Annotated in this window: 14 protein-coding genes and 1 tRNA gene; 14 read left to right on the top strand and 1 reads right to left on the bottom strand. The window is 72.9% G+C overall.

Annotation, left to right across the window (positions count from 1 at the left end; all coding sequences use genetic code 11):
- Positions 1 to 41: 41 nt before the first annotated feature.
- From CXR44_RS32160 to CXR44_RS32120, 10 genes are all read left to right on the top strand, one after another.
- Entirely contained in the window at positions 42 to 1952 is a 1911-nt protein-coding gene (locus tag CXR44_RS32160; RefSeq protein ID WP_101789904.1) for a TIGR03960 family B12-binding radical SAM protein, read from the top strand.
- Between the two features lie 161 nt (positions 1953 to 2113).
- On the top strand, positions 2114 to 2893 hold the full coding sequence (locus tag CXR44_RS32155; protein WP_101789903.1) for a TIGR03936 family radical SAM-associated protein: 780 nt from the start codon (positions 2114 to 2116) through the stop codon (positions 2891 to 2893).
- Between the two features lie 574 nt (positions 2894 to 3467).
- Complete coding sequence (locus tag CXR44_RS32150) at positions 3468 to 6179, top strand: Rne/Rng family ribonuclease (RefSeq protein ID WP_425437460.1); 2712 nt, start codon at positions 3468 to 3470, stop codon at positions 6177 to 6179.
- Between the two features lie 230 nt (positions 6180 to 6409).
- Complete coding sequence (gene rplU, locus CXR44_RS32145; protein WP_101789902.1) at positions 6410 to 6712, top strand: 50S ribosomal protein L21; 303 nt, start codon at positions 6410 to 6412, stop codon at positions 6710 to 6712.
- 15 nt (positions 6713 to 6727) lie between these two features.
- The gene (rpmA, locus tag CXR44_RS32140) at positions 6728 to 6985 is read left to right on the top strand and encodes a 50S ribosomal protein L27 (protein WP_101789901.1); all 258 of its coding nucleotides are present in this window, start codon (positions 6728 to 6730) and stop codon (positions 6983 to 6985) included.
- A 231-nt stretch (positions 6986 to 7216) separates the two neighbouring features.
- A complete protein-coding gene (gene obgE, locus CXR44_RS32135; RefSeq protein ID WP_101789900.1) occupies positions 7217 to 8569 on the top strand; it encodes a GTPase ObgE in 1353 nt (450 codons plus the stop codon).
- Between the two features lie 22 nt (positions 8570 to 8591).
- Positions 8592 to 9710, top strand: a complete 1119-nt coding sequence (gene proB / locus CXR44_RS32130; protein ID WP_219602078.1) for a glutamate 5-kinase — start codon at positions 8592 to 8594, stop codon at positions 9708 to 9710.
- A 438-nt stretch (positions 9711 to 10148) separates the two neighbouring features.
- A complete protein-coding gene (locus CXR44_RS32125; RefSeq protein ID WP_101789927.1) occupies positions 10149 to 11432 on the top strand; it encodes a glutamate-5-semialdehyde dehydrogenase in 1284 nt (427 codons plus the stop codon).
- Between the two features lie 65 nt (positions 11433 to 11497).
- Complete coding sequence (locus CXR44_RS39785) at positions 11498 to 11674, top strand: hypothetical protein (protein WP_180903807.1); 177 nt, start codon at positions 11498 to 11500, stop codon at positions 11672 to 11674.
- A gap of 82 nt (positions 11675 to 11756) precedes the next feature.
- Positions 11757 to 14273 (top strand): protein kinase domain-containing protein, encoded by a 2517-nt coding sequence (locus CXR44_RS32120; RefSeq protein ID WP_245899658.1) that lies wholly within the window; start codon positions 11757 to 11759, stop codon positions 14271 to 14273.
- A gap of 30 nt (positions 14274 to 14303) precedes the next feature.
- On the opposite strand, the gene CXR44_RS32115 is transcribed toward CXR44_RS32120, so the two are convergent.
- A complete protein-coding gene (locus CXR44_RS32115) occupies positions 14304 to 15332 on the bottom strand; it encodes a M48 family metallopeptidase (protein ID WP_180903806.1) in 1029 nt (342 codons plus the stop codon).
- Between the two features lie 86 nt (positions 15333 to 15418).
- On the opposite strand from CXR44_RS32115, the gene nadD reads away from it, so the two are divergent.
- The 4 genes from nadD to CXR44_RS32095 all read left to right on the top strand — a co-directional run bounded on the left by nadD (position 15419) and on the right by CXR44_RS32095 (position 17314).
- Entirely contained in the window at positions 15419 to 16105 is a 687-nt protein-coding gene (gene nadD / locus CXR44_RS32110) for a nicotinate-nucleotide adenylyltransferase (protein ID WP_245899656.1), read from the top strand.
- A complete protein-coding gene (gene rsfS / locus CXR44_RS32105) occupies positions 16102 to 16497 on the top strand; it encodes a ribosome silencing factor (protein ID WP_101789899.1) in 396 nt (131 codons plus the stop codon). The genes nadD and rsfS overlap by 4 nt, the downstream gene beginning before the upstream one ends.
- Positions 16494 to 17123, top strand: coding sequence for a histidine phosphatase family protein (locus tag CXR44_RS32100; protein ID WP_245899654.1), 630 nt, complete (start codon positions 16494 to 16496; stop codon positions 17121 to 17123). The genes rsfS and CXR44_RS32100 overlap by 4 nt, the downstream gene beginning before the upstream one ends.
- 118 nt (positions 17124 to 17241) lie before the next feature.
- Positions 17242 to 17314: transfer RNA gene (locus CXR44_RS32095), tRNA-Ala, on the top strand.
- Positions 17315 to 17354: the final 40 nt, after the last annotated feature.

Raw genomic sequence — 17354 nt, 5'->3', positions numbered from 1 at the left:
GCGCGTCGCCGCCACCTTGCCCGCGCCGCTACCCTTGACATATGCCTGTCGAGTCGATTTTCCACCGCCTGGAAGCGCTGCTGCCCAAGGTGCAGAAGCCGATCCAGTACGTGGGGGGTGAGCTCAACTCGACCGTGAAGGACTGGGACGCGGCCGACGTCCGCTGGGCGCTGATGTATCCCGACGCCTACGAGGTGGGCCTGCCCAACCAGGGCGTCGCGATCCTCTACGAGATCCTCAACGAGCTGCCCGCGACCCTCGCCGAGCGCACCTACGCCGTCTGGCCCGACCTGGAGGCGCTCATGCGCGCCGAGGGGGTGCCGCAGTTCACGGTCGACGCCCACCGGCCGGTGCGTGCCTTCGACGTGCTGGGGCTGTCGTTCTCCACCGAGCTCGGCTACACCAACATGCTGACCGCTCTCGACCTGGCCGGCATCCCGATGCTGGCCGTCGACCGCGGCGACGACGACCCGATCGTGCTGGCCGGCGGGCACGCCGCGTTCAACCCGGAGCCGATCGCCGACTTCCTCGACGCGGCCGTGCTGGGCGACGGCGAGCAGATCGCGATCGCCATCACCGAGGTCGTGCGCGAGTGGAAGGCCGAGGGCCGGCCCGGCGGCCGTGACGAGCTGCTCATGCGGCTGGCGGAGTCGGGCGGCGTCTACGTGCCGAAGTTCTACGACGTCGACTACCACCCCGACGGCCGGATCAAGCGGGTCGCCCCCAACCGGCCGGGCGTGCCGTGGCGCGTCCACAAGCACACCGTCATGGACCTCGACGAGTGGCCCTACCCGAAGAAGCCGCTGGTGCCCCTGGCCGAGACCGTGCACGAGCGGTTCAGCGTGGAGATCTTCCGCGGCTGCACGCGCGGCTGCCGGTTCTGCCAGGCCGGCATGATCACCCGGCCGGTGCGCGAGCGGTCCATCACCACGATCGGCGCCATGGTCGAGAACGGCATCAAGGAGTCCGGCTTCACGGAGGTCGGCCTGCTGTCGCTGTCGTCGGCCGACCACTCGGAGATCGCCGACGTGGCCAAGGGGCTGGCCGACCGCTACGAGGGCACCAACACCTCGCTGTCGCTGCCCTCCACCCGCGTCGACGCGTTCAACATCGACCTGGCCAACGAGTTCTCCCGCAACGGGCGGCGCTCCGGCCTGACGTTCGCACCCGAGGGCGGCTCCGAGCGGATGCGCAAGGTGATCAACAAGATGGTCACCGAGGAGGACCTCATCCGCACCGTCACCACCGCCTACTCCCAGGGGTGGCGGCAGGTGAAGCTCTATTTCATGTGCGGGCTGCCCACCGAGACCGACGAGGACGTGCTCGGCATCGCCGACCTGGCCAAGAAGGTCATCAAGGCGGGCCGCGAGGCGACCGGCTCGCGTGACATCCGCTGCACCGTGTCCATCGGCGGTTTCGTGCCCAAGCCGCACACCCCGTTCCAGTGGGCGGGTCAGGCCGACCACGAGACCGTCGACCGGCGGCTCAAGGCGCTGCGCGACTCGCTGCGCGGCGACAGGGAGTACGGCCGCGCCATCGGCTACCGCTACCACGACGGCAAGCCGTCCATCGTGGAGGGCCTGCTCTCGCGCGGCGACCGGCGGGTGGGCGCCGTCATCCGCGCCGTCTGGGAGGACGGCGGGCGCTTCGACGGGTGGAGCGAGCACTTCTCCTACGAGCGGTGGATGTCGGCCGCCGAGAAGGCCGGCGTCGACGTCGACTGGTACACCGTGCGCGAGCGGGCCGAGAACGAGGTGCTCCCGTGGGACCACCTCGACGCGGGGCTCGACCGCGAGTGGCTGTGGCAGGACTGGCAGGACGCCGTGTCCGGCGCCGAGGTCGAGGACTGCCGGTGGACGCCCTGCTACGACTGCGGCGTCTGCCCGACGATGGGCACCGAGATCCAGATCGGTCCCACGGGCCGCAAGCTCCTTCCGCTGACGGTCGTCTAGCGGGCGTCCGGGCGCGCTCGGTGGCTGCGCGGTGTCTCGCCGTACACGTGCCGAGCCGACCAGACGGCGGGGCGGCTTATTCTGAAACGAAGACACTCTGACACGGGAAGGACGACAAAGCTCTGAAACCTGTTCCCGATGGGCCCCCGCCCGCGCCGACGGTGCAGCGCCTGCGTGTGCGCTACGCCAAGCGCGGCCGCCTGCGCTTCACCAGTCACCGCGACATCTCGCGGGCCGTCGAGAGGGCGGTCCGCCGTGCCGGCATTCCGGTGGCCTACAGCGCGGGTTTCTCGCCCCACCCGAAGATCTCCTACGCGGGCGCCGCGCCGACCGGCGTGGCGAGCGAAGCCGAATACCTCGAGCTCGGTGTCACGACGCCGTGCGACCCGGAGCGCGTCCGGGCCGACCTGGACGGCTCGCTGCCCCCCGGCCTCGACGTGCTCGACGTCGTCGAGGCGGGCCCTGGAGGGCTGGCCGACCGCCTGGAGGCCTCCGAGTGGGAGGTGCGCCTGCCCGGCGCCGATCCCGGGCTCGCCGGAGCGGCGGTGGAGAAGTTCCTCGCCGCCGGCGCCGTGGAGGTCGAGCGCCTCACCAAGAAGGGGCCGCGCCGCTTCGACGCGCGGGAGGCCGTGCTGAGACTCGCGGTGGCGGGGACACCGCCCGAGGGGACAGACAGAACCGCAGCTCAGGTGCCCGGACGGTCGTGTGTCATACTGCGCATGGTTGTTCGGCACATGACGCCTGCCGTTCGACCCGACGACGTGCTCACGGGGCTACGCCTTGTGGCCGACTTCGCGCCGCCGGTCCCCCCTGAGGTGACCAGGCTGGCGCAGGGGCCGCTCGACGCCAGCACCGGTGCGCTTGCCGACCCGTTCGGCCTTGACCGCGAGACCACGCGCGGCGGCGACCCGGGACAGGCGAGTGAGCAGGTCGCCGGTTAGGGAGTGCCTTGCGAGAGCGAGGCGCGACCGCTGACAGGACTTGGCGCCCACGCCCCTTGACGGGGGCGTGGGCGGACAACGAAACACGAGAGCTCCTGCGCGGCGCGGCGACGCGCCCGGGAGCTGACGGGAGAGCGCCCGCATGCTCGAGAACGAGCCCAACGCCGGGGCCACTGGCCCTGACGGCGAAACAACAGAACAGTCTGCGGCGACTCCGCGCCGCCGGGCCAGCCGGCCCGCCGGGCCGCCGCCCGAGGTGCCCGACGAGCCCGCCCCGGTGACCGTGGCGCCCGCCGCGGGCACAGGCGGTCAGGTGATCACGGGGGAGCCGGCCGCGACGACGGGTTCCACCCGCCGCCGGGCGTCGCGGCCCGCCGGGTCGCCCGCGCCGGTGGAGGAGCCGGCCGGGCCGGCCGCGCCCGTGACGAGGTCCGCCAGGTCGTCCGCGGCGAAGAGCGCGACGGCCGCTGGTCCGGCCGCGACCGATACGGCCGCGACTGGTCCGGCCGCCGGCGGTTCGGCCGCGGAGGCCGCCGAGGCCGTAACGGCCGCGGGGAGCCCGACGGAGGCGGCGGTGTCCGACTCGGTGGCTGACGCCGTGTCCGGGGCCGTGGCGCAGGTGGCCGCCGAGGCGGGCGTCGCGGACGCCGTGGCAGCGGCCGCCGACGGGGCCGCCGAGCCGGCCGTGGAGGACAAGCCCAAGAGGGCCACGCGCACCAGGTCGACGGCTACCACACCGCGCCGCCGTACGAGCAGGAAGGCCGCGGAGGAGGCCGCGCAGCCCGCCGACGGCGGGCAGGCGGCGACCGGGGTGGCTCAGGAGGCCGGGCAGGCCGCCCAGGCGGACGGGAACGCCACCGCGCGGGCCGCCGCCGAGGAGGCCGCGCCGCAGGACGTCCGGCAGGGCGCCGCCACGCAGGACGTCGCGGCCGAGACCGTGCAGGCGGCCCAGGCGGAGGCGCAGGCGGCCGGCGGCGAGCAGGCCGCCGAGGAGGGCGCGGCGCCCGCGAAGCGGCGTCGCACGCGCAAGAAGGCCGAGCCGGAGCCCGTCGAGGAGCAGCCCGCCGCCGAGGGCGACGACATCGTCGAGGTGCTGCCGGAGGAGGAGCCGCTCGACGACGAGCCCGCGGGCGAGGACCTCGACGAGGAGGTCGACCGGCCGAGCCTGCTGGCCGACCCGTTCGGCCTGGCGGCGATGCGCAGGGACGACGAGCCCGGCGCCGCGATCCGGCGGCCGGCCGCGATCTTCGCGCCGCTGTTCCAGGCGCCCGACCCGAGCCAGGCCACGCCCGTCGCCAAGCCCGCCCGCGTGGAGCCGGAGCCCGTCGAGGAGCCCGAGGAGACCGTCGACGAGACCGACGAGGACGTGCACGACACGGCCGACGAGCAGGACGAGGACGAGAGCGGCGGCCGCCGCCGCCGTCGCCGCCGCGGCGGCAGGGGGCGCGGCAAGCAGCGCGAGCGCGACGAGGCCGACGACTCCGACGAGCAGGAGGACGACGGCGACGAGGAGCCGGCCGAGGAGACCCAGGAAGAGGAGGTCTCCAGCTCGCGCCGCCGTCGCCGCCGTCGCCGCCGTGGCTCCGAGGAGGGGGCCGAGCCGGTCGCCGACGACCCGCCCAACACGGTCGTCCGCATCCGCGCGCCCCGCTCGGGTCGCGCCGCCGCGCTCGACACCTCCGCCGACGGCGTGCAGAGCGTGCGCGGCTCCACCCGCCTGGAGGCCAAGAAGCAGCGCCGCCGCGAGGGCCGCGAGCTGGGCCGCAGGCGCCCGCCGATCATCACCGAGTCGGAGTTCCTGGCCCGGCGCGAGTCGGTCGACCGGATGATGGTGGTGCGCCGCCAGGGCGACCGCACGCAGATCGCGGTGCTGGAGGACGGCGTGCTCGTAGAGCACTACGTCAACCGGGAGGCGAGCCAGTCCTACGTGGGCAACGTCTACCTCGGCAAGGTGCAGAACGTGCTGCCGTCGATGGAGGCGGCGTTCGTCGACATCGGCAAGGGCCGCAACGCCGTCCTGTACGCCGGTGAGGTGAACTTCGACACCGCCGGGATGGAGGGCCAGCCCAAGCGCATCGAGTCGGCCCTGAAGTCCGGCCAGTCGGTGCTGGTCCAGGTCACCAAGGACCCGATCGGCCACAAGGGCGCCCGGCTGACCTCGCAGATCAGCCTGCCCGGCCGCTACCTGGTCTACGTGCCCGACGGCTCGATGACCGGCATCAGCCGCAAGCTGCCCGACAAGGAGCGCACGCGGCTCAAGAGCATCCTCAAGAAGGTCATGCCCGAGAACGCCGGCGTCATCGTGCGCACGGCCGCGGAGGGCGCCTCGGAGGACGAGCTGGCCCGCGACGTCGCCCGTCTGTCGGCCCAGTGGGAGAACATCCAGAAGAAGGCCAAGTCGGCCAGCCCGCCCGAGCTGCTCTCGGCCGAGCCCGACCTGACCATCCGCGTGGTGCGCGACGTCTTCAACGAGGACTTCAGCTCGCTGGTGGTGCAGGGCGAGGACGCCTGGGAGACGGTGGACGAGTACGTCAAGTACGTCGCGCCGCACCTGACCGAGCGCCTGTCGAAGTGGGACGGCGAGCAGGGCGACGTGTTCGAGTCGTACCGGATCGACGAGCAGCTCGGCAAGGCCATGGAGCGCAAGGTGTGGCTGCCCAGCGGCGGCTCGCTGGTGATCGACCGGACCGAGGCGATGACCGTCGTCGACGTCAACACCGGCAAGTTCACCGGCCAGGGCGGCAACCTGGAGGAGACGGTCACCCGCAACAACCTGGAGGCGGCCGAGGAGATCGTCCGCCAGCTCAGGTTGCGTGACATCGGCGGCATCATCGTCATCGACTTCATCGACATGGTGCTGGAGTCCAACCGCGATCTGGTGCTGCGCCGGATGCTGGAGTGCCTGGCGCGCGACAGGACCAAGCACCAGGTCGCCGAGGTGACCTCGCTGGGCCTGGTGCAGATGACGCGCAAGCGGGTCGGCCAGGGGCTGCTGGAGGCCTTCTCCACGCCGTGCGAGTGCTGCAACGGCCGCGGGCTCATCGTCTCCACGGAGCCGGTGGAGTCCAGGTCCGAGCCGCGTGGCACGCAGGGCAAGATGGCGGTCGAGAAGGCGGTCGCCGAGAAGACCGCCGACAAGGCCGACAAGGTTTCCGCCGCGAAGGACTCCGCCGGTCGTGATACTGTGACCGGTGCGCTTGATGACGTCCCCGCAGAGGACGACCAGGCCGGTCAGACTTCCGGCAGGGGGCGGCGACGCTCCCGCCGAGCCAAGTCCGCCGAGTAGCACCACTGAGTGGTCTCGGGGGGCTGCCCGACGATCCGTCCGGTTCGCCTAGGGCACCGTTAATCCGGTAACCTAGTGAGCCGGTGCGTCAGGTGACGTGCCCTGTTGGCGCGCCCACTCGGGTCGTCGGTTCCAGACCATGCGGGTGCGGGCGCAGCACTCGGCAGTCAACGGTCCTCCCGTCCGGGATGACCGAAGATCGCAGCAGTAGACAGTAGAAGGGTTCCGCGGTGTACGCGATCGTTCGTTGCGGCGGCAGGCAGCAGAAGGTCTCCGTCGGTGACGTCCTCGAGGTGGACAAGGTCGCCGGCGAGGTCGGCTCTTCGATTTCGCTGCCGACGGTGCTCGTCGTCAACGACGGCGATGTGACCACGGAGGCGGGCAAGTTCACGGTGAGCGCCGAGATCCTCGGCGAGACCAAGGGCCCGAAGATCCGGATCCTCAAGTACAAGAACAAGACCGGTTACAAGAAGCGCCAGGGTCACCGCCAGCGGTACACCCAGGTGAAGATCACCGGTATCGACCAGGCCTGATCGGGAGTTAGAGAGATGGCACACAAGAAGGGCGCGTCGTCCACCCGGAACGGCCGTGACTCCAACGCTCAGCGCCTGGGCGTCAAGCGCTTCGGCGGCCAGCTGGTCAACGCGGGCGAGATCATCGTCCGTCAGCGTGGCACCCACTTCCACCCCGGCGACAACGTCGGCCGTGGTGGCGATGACACGCTGTTCGCGCTGACCGCTGGTCACGTGCAGTTCGGCCTCAAGCGCGGCCGTCGGGCCGTGAGCATCGTCCCGGTCGCGGAGTAATCCGCCGCCGGTAAGCGTTAGCACAGGGGTGGATCGGTGGCGATCCGCCCCTTTGTGTGTTCTATGGGCGTTTGTGCGCCTGCCGGACCGTCCGTGTCCCGTGTGTGGGCGGGGCTGCTCCCCGTGGCCGCCGGTCCGGGAGGGCCGTGGGGAGCACCGGGCCGCACGGGCCGGGTGTTCCGGCCGTGACGAGGGAAACAGCCCCAGCGGGGGCCCGAAGGAGAGACGAGCATGCCGGACTTCGTGGACCAGGTCATCCTGCATGTCAGGGCCGGTGACGGGGGGAACGGCTGCGCCTCTGTCCACCGGGAGAAGTTCAAGCCGCTCGGCGGGCCCGACGGCGGCAACGGCGGTCGTGGTGGCGACGTGATCCTGGAAGTGGATCCCAACACCGCCACCCTGCTCGACTACCATCGCCGCCCCCACCGCAAGGCCGAGAACGGCAAGCAGGGCCAGGGCTCCAACCGTGACGGCGCCAACGGCGGTGACGTCGTGCTGCCGGTGCCCAACGGCACCGTCGTCAAGGACGCCGAGACCGGCGAGGTTCTCGTCGACCTCGTCGGAGCGGGCACCCGCTACGTGATCGCCAAGGGCGGCCACGGCGGGCTGGGAAACGCCGCGCTGGCCAGCACCAAGCGCAAGGCGCCGGGGTTCGCGCTGCTCGGCGAGCCGGGCGACGGGCTCGACGTCATGCTGGAGCTCAAGAGCGTCGCCGACGTGGCCCTCGTCGGGTTCCCCAGCGCGGGCAAGTCGTCGCTGATCGCCGCGCTGAGCGCCGCCCGGCCAAAGATCGCCGACTACCCGTTCACGACGCTGATCCCCAACCTCGGCGTGGTCACCGCGGGCGACACGGTGTTCACCGTCGCCGACGTGCCGGGGCTGATTCCGGGGGCATCCCAGGGCAAGGGTCTCGGGCACGAGTTCCTGCGCCACGTCGAGCGCTGCGACATGCTGGTGCACGTCATCGACTGCGCCACCATGGAGCCGGGCCGCGACCCGGTCACCGACTTCGAGGTGATCGAGGCGGAGCTCCAGGCGTACGGCAAGCTGGAGGGCCGCCCCCGGATGGTGGTGCTGAACAAGGCGGACGTGCCCGACGCGCAGGAACTGGCCGAGCTGGTCAGGCCCGAGTTCGAGGAGCGGGGGCTCCAGGTTTTCACGATCTCCGCCGCCACCCACGCGGGGCTGCGTGAGCTGACGTACGCGATGGGCGAGTGGGTGGCCGCGGCGCGGGCCGCCAAGCCGGTCGAGGAGCCCACCCGCCTGGTGATCAGGCCCCGGCAGCTCGGCGAGTCCGGGTTCACCGTGCGGAAGGTCAACGACAACCTGTTCCAGGTCACCGGCGAGAAGCCCGAACGCTGGATCAGGCAGACCGACTTCACCAACGACGAGGCCGTCGGCTACCTCGCCGACCGGCTCGAACGGCTCGGCGTCGAGGAGGAGCTGGTCAAGGCCGGCGCCACCGCGGGAGCCGAGGTCGTCATCGGCTCCATGGAGGACGGCTACATCTTCGACTGGCAGCCGACGCTGAGCGCCGAGTCCGTGCACCAGGGGCCGCGCGGCACCGACAGCCGGCTGGGATAGGAAGAGGAGTAGGGTTTCGGTCGTGCGGCAACGGATCAGCGCAGCGTCGAAGGTCGTCGTCAAGGTCGGCTCGTCCTCGCTCACCACACCTCAGGGCGTGATCGACGTCGACCGGGTGGACGCGCTGGTCGACGTCCTGGCGGCGCGCCGGCTGGCCGGCACGCAGATCGTGCTGGTCTCCTCCGGCGCCATCGCCGCGGGGCTCGGCCCTCTCGGGCTGACCACCCGGCCGCGCGACCTCGCCACCCAGCAGGCCGCCGCGTCCGTCGGCCAGGGCGTGCTCGTCGCCCGCTACACCTCCTCCTTCGCCAGGTACGGCCTGCGCGTCGGCCAGGTGCTGCTCACCGCCGACGACATGATGCGCCGTGCCCACCACGCCAACGCCCAGCGGACCCTCAACCGGCTGCTGGAGCTCGGCATCATGCCGATCGTCAACGAGAACGACACGGTCGCCACCGACGAGATCCGCTTCGGCGACAACGACCGGCTCGCCGCGCTGGTCACCCATCTCATCCACGCCGACGCCCTGGTGCTGCTGTCCGACGTCGACGCCCTGTACGACGGGCCGCCGAGCCGCAGCGGCTCGCGGCGGCTGGCCGAGATCCGCGGCCCCGAGGACCTCGAAGGCGTCGAGCTGGGCCGCAACGGCGCGGCGGTCGGCACGGGCGGCATGGTGACCAAGGTCCAGGCCGCGCGGATCGCCACCGGGGCCGGCGTGCCCGTCGTGCTGACCGCCGCCGCGCACGCCGCGCAGGCGCTCGCCGGGGCCGACGTGGGCACCTACTTCCATCCGGGAGGCCGCCACCCGGGCACCCGGCTGCTGTGGCTGGCGCACGCGACGACGGGGCGCGGACGGCTGCACCTGGACGACGGCGCGGTCGAGGCGATCGTCAGCCGCCGCAAGTCGTTGCTGCCCGCGGGGGTGACCTCGGTCGAGGGCGAGTTCGCGGCCGGCGACCCGGTGGACCTGTGCGGGCCGAGGGGCGCGGTCGTGGCGCGAGGGCTGGTCAACTTCGACGCGGTGGAGATCCCGGGGCTGCTGGGGCGGTCCACCCGCGACCTGGCGAGCGAGCTCGGTCCGGAATATGAACGTGAGCTGATCCATCGCGACGACATCGTCATACTGGAAGCCCACAGCTGACTCCGCCGCGTCCCCCGGGGTGCGGCGGGGCCGCGTGGCGGGCCGTGCCCAGGGGCGGCTCACGACGTGGGTCGGGTTCGCCGGGCTCGGCCGTGCGACGGTTTGTCCGGTTCTCCCGGTCGGGGGCTCGGGCGCGAGGTGCGTCCGGTCCTTCCGGTCGGAGGGTCGGGCGCGAGGTTCCTCCGGTCCTTCCGGTCGGGGGGTCGGGCGTTCCTCCGGTTCTCCCGGTCGGGGGCCCGGGCACGCGGTTCCTCCGGATGGAGGGTGCTGCCGGTCGCGGGCTCGGGCGTGCGGCCTCTCCGGGTCGTCGCCTCGGGCGGAGCCTGGGGGTCCCGTCGCGGGCCGTCGCCTTCCGCGACGTCCCGGTGGCCGGGGTGGTGGTGGGTGGGGCGGCGAGAGACGTCGCTCCGCGAGCGGCACGACAACGAGGAGCGTGTGATGTCCGAGGAGTTCCTGAAGGTCGCCCGTGCGGCACGAGAGGCCACCGCCGAGCTGGCCCCGCTGCCGCGGGCGCCCAAGGACCGGGCGTTGCGCGCCGTCGCCGACGCCCTGGTGGCGAGCGCCGCCGAGATCATCGAGGCCAACGCCAAGGACGTCGAGCAGGCCCGCGCGCAGGGCACGGCCGAGGCGATGATCGACCGGCTGCGGCTCGACGAGGGCCGGATCGCCGCCATCGCCGAGGCCGTACGGCAGGTGGCCGACCTGCCCGACCCGGTCGGCGAGGTGGTGCGCGGCGGCACGCTGCCCAACGGCCTGGAGCTGCGCCAGCTCCGGGTGCCGCTCGGCGTGATCGGCATCATCTACGAAGGCCGCCCCAACGTCACCGTCGACGCCGCGGCGCTGTGCCTCAAGAGCGGCAACGCGGTGCTGCTGCGCGGCTCGTCCAGCGCCTACTCCTCCAACACCGCGCTCGTCCGCATCATGCAGGAGGCGCTCGCCGCGACCGACGTGCCCGCGGGCGCCGTGCAGCTCGTGCCGGGGCTCACCCGCGACTCGGTCAAGGAGCTGATGCGGGCGCGCGGGCTGGTGGACGTGCTGATCCCGCGCGGCGGCGCCTCCCTGATCAACTCGGTGGTCGAGGAGTCGACCGTGCCGGTCATCGAGACCGGGGTCGGCAACTGCCACGTGTACGTCGACGCCGAGGCGGACGTGGACCTGGCCGTCGAGATCCTGGTCAACGCCAAGGCACAGCGGCCGTCGGTGTGCAACGCGGCCGAGACGTTCCTGGTGCACGCCGGTGTGGCCGACCGGTTCGTGCCCAAGGCGCTGGCGGCACTCAGGGAGGCGGGCGTGACCGTGCACGGCGACGAGCGCATCGCCGGCCACGGCGACGGTGTCGTGCCCGTCACCGAGGACGACTACCTCGCCGAATACCTCTCCCTCGACATCGCCGCCGCCGTGGTGGACTCGCTGGAGGACGCCGTGGCGCACATCAGGAGGTACGGCTCCGGCCACACCGACGCGATCGTCACCCGGTCGCAGCAGGCGGCCCGCAGGTTCGTGTCGCTGGTCGACTCGGCGGCCGTGGCGGTCAACGCCTCGACCAGGTTCACCGACGGGGGCGAGTTCGGGTTCGGCGCCGAGATCGGCATCTCGACGCAGAAGCTGCACGCCCGTGGGCCGATGGGGCTGCCGGAGCTGACCTCCACCAAGTGGGTCTACACCGGCGAGGGGCACCTGCGCACGTCCGACGGCACGGTCATCGCCGGGTCAGCGCGCTGACCGATTACGGCAGACCCCGGCGTGTCGGCGTGCCCGGCCCGCCGGGGTCCCGCTTGGCTGGACACATGGAGATCGTCATCGCCCTGGCCTCCGCGGCCGCCGTGCTGTTCGGTGCCGACCGCCTGCTGCTCTGGCTGGAGAGCCGCGGCCATGTCCGCTGGCGCAGGACGGGCCGTCGCGACCTTTCGCTGGAGCCCACGACCCGGCTGGACACCATGCTGTCCGAACACACCCGCCGATAAAGCTTCGGCGCGCCTCGGACACCACGGGCCTCCGTGCCGCTAGGGTTGTGCCCCTTATGGGCACGCCGAGCAGGGAGGGACGGTGAGCAAGCTCGGCAAGGTCGGGCCGTACGCCTTGCTCGAGCGGCTCGGCCGGGGCGGCATGGGCGAGGTCTACCTCGCCAGCTCCCGGCGCGGCGAACGAGTCGCGCTCAAGGTCCTGCATGAGCTCACCCAGGATGATTCCTCCCGTATTCGGCTTGAGCGCGAAGTTCGGGCGCTCCGGCGGGTGGAGAGCCCGTACGTGGCCAAGGTGCTCGACGCCGACCTCGACTGCGACCGCCCCTACCTGGTGATGGAGAACATCGAGGGCGTCACGCTGCTCGACCTCGTCCGCCAGGACGGGCCGCTCGACCTGCCGCGGCTCGTGCAGCTCGCGCAGGGCATCGCCGCCGCGCTGGCCATCATCCACGCGGCCGGTGTCGTCCACCGCGACCTGAAGCCGGCCAACATCATCATGGGCGCCGACGGCCCCGTGCTCATCGACTTCGGCATCGCCCAAGTGCTCGACGCGACCCGGCTGACCATGACCGGCACGTTCCTCGGCACGCCCGGCTACACCGCGCCGGAGATCTTCGCCGACGAGCAGGTGGACTCTCCGGCCGACATCCACGCCTGGGCCGCGACGGTGGCGTTCGCGGCGACGGGACGGCCCGCGTTCGGGCGGGGGACGGCCGAGGCGCAGATGTACGCGGTGCTGAACGGGCAGGCCGACCTCAAGGGCGTGCCGGTGGCGCTGCTGCCGCTGGTGCGGGCGGCGCTCAACCGCGAACCGGCCAAGCGGCCCACGGCGGCGCTGCTGGCCGACCGCCTGTCGCGGCTGGCCAAGGCGACCGGGGTGCCCGACATCACGGCCTCGCCCGCCGGGCTGCTCGCCGCGCCGGTCGCGGAGGATGCGCGTGACCGTCCGGGGGAGGCCCGGGGGCGGGCCGGTGAGGCGCGTGGCCGTCCGGGCGAGGCGCGCGGGCGTGGCGGTGAGGATGCCAAGCTGCCCGCGCCGCGCAAGGCGCCGCCGGAGGACGGCCGGGGCTCCGGGCCGCGGCCCAGGCCGGGCGGCGACGCCCTGACGCGCGGGCGTTCGGCGGCCGAGGGGGCCGTCCGGGGCCGGTCGGGCGGGGACACCGATCCCCGCGGCCGCGCGGCGGACCCGGCCGCACGCGGGCGGATCGTGGGCGGCGCTGACGGCCCGGTGCGTGGCCGGGGCGCGAGTGGTGGCACGGACGGCGCGCTGCGTGGCCGGGGTGCGGGTGGTGGCGCGGACGGCGCGGTGCGTGGCCGGGGCGCCGGTGCGGGGGGTTCCGAGGCTGCCGCGCGAGGGCGGGCCACCGGTCCTGGAGGGGCCGAGGGCCCGGCGCGCGTCCGGGGCGCCGGGGCCGGCGGCGCCGAGGGGGCCGCCCCTGGGCGAGTCGCCGGAGCCGGTGGCGCGGACGGAGCGGGCCGCGGGCGCGGCGCGGGGGCCGGTGGCGCTGACGGGCCGGCGCGGAGCCGGGGTGCCGGTGTGGAGGGTCGCGGGCGTGAGACCGGGGCCGAGGGCACCGGACGCGGTCGCGGGGCCGCGGGCACGGACGGCGCCGGGCGTGGGCGCGCGATGGGCGGCGGGGACACCGATCCCCGTGGCCGTACGACCGGCGCGGACGGCGGCGCCCGGCGGCAGGGCGGCGAGGGCGAGGTGCCCGCGCCGCGGAGCCGGGCCGCAGCTGACGTGACGCGCGGCCGATCCGGCGGCGAGAACGTGCGCGGCCGGACGAGCGCGGAGAGCGCGAGGAGCCGGGCCGTGACCGAGCCGGGGCGTGGCCGCGCCACCGGCGAGGGGGCGCGGGCCCGCTCCGCGGTGGACGGCGCACGGGTCCGCTCCGGCGTGGAGGGGGCGAGGGCCCGTTCCGCGGCGGAGGGCGTCGCGGTGCCGGCGCCGCGTGGCCGTACGGACGCCAGGGCGCGGGCCCGTGCGGTCGAGGGAGCGGCGCGGGTCCGGGCGCGGGCCGCGGCGGCGCGGGCGCGCGGCGGGCGCGCCACCGGCAAGGGGGCCGAGCAGGGCGCCGGCGGGTTGCCGGCCGGCAGCGCCGCGCTGTTGCTGCTGGCCGTGCTGGCCGTGCCGTGCGTGGTGGCCTCGGTGATGTGGCCGATCGCCTCGATCGGCATCACGACGGTGTTCGTGGTGCTGACCCGGACCATCTGGACGAGTCACTGGCTGGTCAGGAAGCGCCCGTCGCGGCGGTGGAGGATCGCGCTGCGGGTGCTGCTCTTCCCGTTCGCGCTGACCGGGTCGGCCGCGAGCGCGGTGGTCTGGCCGGGCGTGCCCGTCGCGGTGGCGGCGGGTGGGGCGCTCTGGCTCACCGGGGGCGGCGAGATCCACTCCGACTGGTGGCAGCAGCCCGCGCCGGTGACCGCCGCGGGCGTGGTGTTCGGCATGTTGTGCGGCGGGATCACCGGCCGCGAGATCGAGCGGGTCGGCGCCCGGCTGCCGGAACTACGCAGGGAGGGGCTGCGCGCACTGGCCGTGCTGGGCGGGTTCGTCGCCCTGTGCGCGGCCGCCGTGCGCGCCATCGCCCTGCTGCTCTGACCGGGGGCACGCCGCCCTCCGGCCGGCGGGTCAGCCCTGGCCGTCGCGGCGCGAGAAGCGGTTGAAGATGCGCTCGCCCGCGTTGACGGCGCCCTCGGCCACGTCGCGCAGCACGCCGATGAACGGGTCCTGCGACTGCGACCAGGACGCGCGGTAGGACTCCGCCGCCGCCTTGACCTCGTCGGTGACCCTGGCGTTGGCGTCGTCCTCGCGGCGCGGGTAGTCGCCGGCCAGGATGCGGTCGTACTCGCCGCCGCGCTGCCACTTGTCGAGCTCGGCCACGCGCACCACGGCGAACGGGTGGGTGGTGCCGAGCAGGTTGAGGACCTTGAGGAAGCCGTCGCGGAGGTCGCCCGCGGTGTCGTACTCGTTGTACTGCTCGAGGAAGGCCTCGATGTTCATCTCGTGGGTGTAGTCGCCCCCGGCGAGCTTCATCAGCGCGCGCTTGGCCGCCTCCGGGTCCTGGCCGGTGAGCAGGCCGCCGCGGTCGGACGACAGCTCCGACTTGCGGTACCACTCCTCCAGGCCGGCCACGATGGCCCGCAGGCCGATGTAGCCGAGCGGGATCCAGGCGACGCGGGAGGCGAGACGCGTGAGGATGTCGAGCATCGTCCGGTAGACCGCGTGTCCCGACAGGATGTGCGAGGTCTCGTGGCCGATGACGAAGCGCTGCTCCTCCTGGTTCATCAGGTTGAGCAGACCGGTGGTCACGACGATGAACGGATCGTCGAAGCCGATGGCCTTGGCCTGCACCTGCGGGTCCTGCTGGACGTAGATCTCGGGAATGCGGTGCAGGTCGAGCGTGTACGCGGCGTCGCGTCCCATGTCGTAGAGGGAGCGGAACTGGGTCTCGCTCACGCGCACGGCCGACGCGAGGTACATCAGGCGCAACCGTCGCTCGCTGACGAGGCCGGACATCTGCTTGAGAACCGTGTCGAACCCACTCAACTTACGCAGAGCGACCAGGGCGGACCGGTCTGCGGGGTGTTCGTAGGCACGGGACGAGATGCCGGGCAGTTGGACGCGGTTGCGGTCCGGGGTGGTCGTCATGCCCGGCATGCTACGTCCGCATCGGGAGGGATGCGCGGGCATCGCGAAGGGGGGTGCCATCGGGCGGGATACGCCCTCCGCGTAAGGTCCGTTTCATGATGAATGCCCCAGGTGTCGATGGGAAACGGCGTGTGGGTGTCATGGGCGGCACGTTCGACCCCATCCATCACGGTCACCTGGTGGCCGCCAGCGAGGTGGCCCACCACTTCCAGCTCGACGAGGTCGTCTTCGTGCCGACGGGACGGCCGTACCAGAAGTCGGAGCAGGAGGTGTCGGCGGCCGAGGACCGCTACCTGATGACGGTGATCGCGACCGCCTCCAACCCTCGCTTCTCGGTGAGCCGGGTGGACATCGACCGGCCCGGTCCGACGTTCACCATCGACACCCTGCGCGACATCGCCCGGATCCACGGCCCCGGCACGGAGCTGTACTTCATCACCGGTGCCGACGCCCTCGGCGCCATCCTCACCTGGCAGAACGCCGACCTGCTGTTCGAGCTGGCCCACTTCGTCGGGTGCACCCGGCCCGGCCATCCGCTGCACGACCCCGGACTGCCCGAGGGCAAGGTCACGCTGCTGGAGATCCCGGCGCTGGCCATCTCCTCCTCGGAGTGCAGGCAGCGCGTGGCCATGGGCGAGCCGATCTGGTACCTGGTGCCCGACGGCATCGTGCAGTACATCAACAAGCGCGGCCTGTACCGCGAATCGGAGGAGCGCCGGCGGAAACGGGTAGGCTCAAGGTTGGGCATACTGCCGACACAGGAGGACCGACCCGCACCGTGACCGCATCTGAGAGAGCCGTCCAGCTCGTCCGGATCGCCGCCGAGGCCGCGGCGGACAAGCTGGCCGATGACATCCTCGCCTACGACGTGAGCGAGCAGCTCGTCATCACCGACGCCTTCCTGCTCTGCTCCGCCACCAACGACCGCCAGGTCCGTGCCATCGTCGACGAGATCGAGGACCGGCTGCGCACCGAGGCCGACGCCAAGCCGGTGCGCCGCGAGGGCGAGCGGGAGGGGCGCTGGGTGCTCCTCGACTACCTCGACATCGTCGTGCACGTCCAGCACGAGGAGGACCGCACCTTCTACGCCCTGGAGCGGCTGTGGAAGGACTGCCCGGCGATCGGCCTGCCGGAGAGCGTGCTGCAGGCCAACATGCAGCGAGCGCGCACTTGAGCAAGCGGATGGTCTGCCTCCGGCACGGGCAGACGTTGTGGAACGTCGAGCACAGGTTCCAGGGCCATTCCGACATCCCCCTGGACGAGACCGGCGTGGCCCAGGCGGCCAGGGCGGCCTCACTGCTGGCGTCCTTGCGCCCGACGCTCATCGTCTCCTCCGACCTGCAGCGCGCCAACGACACCGCGCTCGCGCTCGGCCGGATCGTCGGCCTGGACGTGGCCGTCGACAAGGCCTTCCGCGAGCGGGGCGGCGGGCAGTGGGAGGGGCTCACCCGCGACGAGATCGCCGCCCGCTGGCCCGAGGAGTACGTGGCGTGGGACGCGCCCGACGGCGAGCCGGTCGGCGACGTCGCCGCGCGGGTCGCCGCCGCGATGCGCCGCTGGGCGGCCGAGCTCGACGACGACGGCCTGCTCGTCGTGGTCTCGCACGGCGCCGCGCTGCGGCTCGGCATCTGCGAGCTGCTCGGCCTGCCCGAGGAGCTCTGGCCCGCCCTGGGCGGGCTCGGCAACTGCTCGTGGTCGGTGCTGCAGGAGGGCCGCAAGGGCTGGCGCCTGCTGGAGCACAACGCGGGCACGCTGCCGGAGCCGGTCAGCAGCGACGACCGCCCGGAGACGCAGGTCTGACGCGCGCCCGTACGGTCTCGGCCGTACGAGCCGCGGCGTTCCTGCCGATTAGGTGATTCCTCCGGATGGCTATATGCTTCCCGAGCGCCGTCTTCGAGCGGACTCGGAGCGGTGACCAGGGGCTATGGCGCAGTTGGTAGCGCGCCTCCATGGCATGGAGGAGGTCTGGGGTTCGAATCCCCATAGCTCCACCTGGAGCCGTTCGTGAGACGGCCCAGACCAAGCTCGTCT

Origin of the sequence: Nonomuraea indica, assembly GCF_002850745.1 — a bacterium.
GTDB lineage: Bacteria > Actinomycetota > Actinomycetes > Streptosporangiales > Streptosporangiaceae > Nonomuraea > Nonomuraea indica.
The sequence above is the reverse complement of the archived record's forward strand: the minus strand, read 5'-3'. Positions and strand labels throughout refer to the sequence as shown.